Here is a 1,579-nt window from a genome sequence, read left to right as displayed (position 1 = left end):
CTAGGAGTCTGTCGGACTGAGCCCCGGCGGCGTGACCTGTTTGTCGCGTGCCGGACGTTGCGTCCCGTTTTTTTCGCGATAACACGGATCAGAACCGTTGGGGCTACGAGCGAAAAGGGGCGGATCGCCCTTTTATGCGCTCAGGGTATGCAGTTTCTTCAGATTGAAGGCGATGCAGACCAGGTTCCATTCGCCCGTGACCGCGTTCAGTCCCCGCAGCAGGAATTGTCGGAAGCCCAGCACGTGTTTGATGATCCCGAAGGTCGGCTCGATCGTGCACTTGCGTTGTGCGTAGACCGCCCGACCGTCAGCCGTGCGCATTCGATAGCGCATTTCCTCGACCGCGCCGTCGAAGTCGGCCGGTGGTGCCACCGGTTCGGTGAGTCGTGCCATCAAAGGCGGGTTATGGCGTTCGCGCGCATCCGAAATAAAGGGGACAATCTCGTGGTCGACGACCGACTGAACGTTGGTCTGACTGTAGTAGCCGGCATCGGCACAGAGCGCGATCGGGGTGCCGATCGCTTCGGCTTGCTCTGACAGTTGGGACAACGCGGGCCCCAGCTGCTGTTGATCGTTGCTTTGATCCGTGACATGACCACTGACGATCAGGCCGCTGTCATGATCGACGCTGGCCTGGGCGTTATAGCTTTGCTCAAAGCCGCCGCCCGAGGTGGGCATGATGCGCGACTCGTCATCGGTCAGGTTGACTTGATCTTTATCGCGCGGGCCGAGCGTAGGCGGGGCCGGCGGTTTGCCGCCCGGCTTGCGCCCGGTCTGTTCGGCGCGGCGGGCCCGGCGTTCGAGCTTGGCCTCGTACTCGGCCTGGGCTTGCGCATCGCGTTCATCCGCGCGCGCCTGGATCGTCTGCTTGGCCGCCGCAATCGCTGCCAGGCGATCCTGGCGGCGTTGGATCTCGGCCGGGATGTCCAATGTATCGGGCGGAGGCGTGTTATCAGCGGCTTCGGCCAGGCGCATCAGTTCGGCCACTTCGGCACGCAACTGGGCTTCCAGTGCGTTGGCATGGCCCCAACTCAGCGCTTTGTGTTTGCTGGCGTTAGCCTTGATCTTGGTGCCGTCCACACTGACGGTGCCGAGCTTGAGCGTGCCCATCTCGTGAGCAATCAACAGAATCTGTACGAAGAGCGTTTCCAGTTCAGCCAGAAAGCGCTGGCGAAACGCGCTGATGCTGTCGTGGTCGGGATGCTGATTGGCGCAAATATAGCGCACGGCCACACTGTCGTAGGTGGCGGCTTCCAGCTTGCGACTGGAAAAAGTACCGGTGGCATAGCCGTAAAACAACAGCGAGAGCAGCATCGCGGGATGCCAGGCCGCCGAGCCGCCCCGACCCCCGTAGGCCATCGTCAACGGGCTCAGATCCAGTTGATCCACAATGTCGACGACAAACCGTGCCAAGTGGTCGTCGGCCACATAATCCTGCACGCTCGGCGGAAACAAATGCGGCGTCTCACGGTTGATCGGTCTGAATCGGTCCGCCATGACAACCCCGGGAATGTGAGCGTTGGTTTGCGCTATTTTATCAGGATATCCCAGGCCGGCCTTGAGTCCGACAGACTCCTAG

At 61.4% G+C, this 1,579-nt stretch carries 1 protein-coding gene; it reads right to left on the bottom strand.

From position 1 onward, the window contains the following. Positions 1 to 132 precede the first annotated feature (132 nt). A complete protein-coding gene (locus ACS8YF_RS19530) occupies positions 133 to 1,497 on the bottom strand; it encodes an IS1182 family transposase (protein WP_440851759.1) in 1,365 nt (454 codons plus the stop codon). Positions 1,498 to 1,579: the final 82 nt, after the last annotated feature.

Origin of the sequence: Salinisphaera sp. SWV1, from assembly GCF_052044155.1 — a bacterium.
In the GTDB taxonomy this organism is placed as follows: domain Bacteria; phylum Pseudomonadota; class Gammaproteobacteria; order Nevskiales; family Salinisphaeraceae; genus Salinisphaera.
The sequence above is the reverse complement of the archived record's forward strand: the minus strand, read 5'-3'. Positions and strand labels throughout refer to the sequence as shown.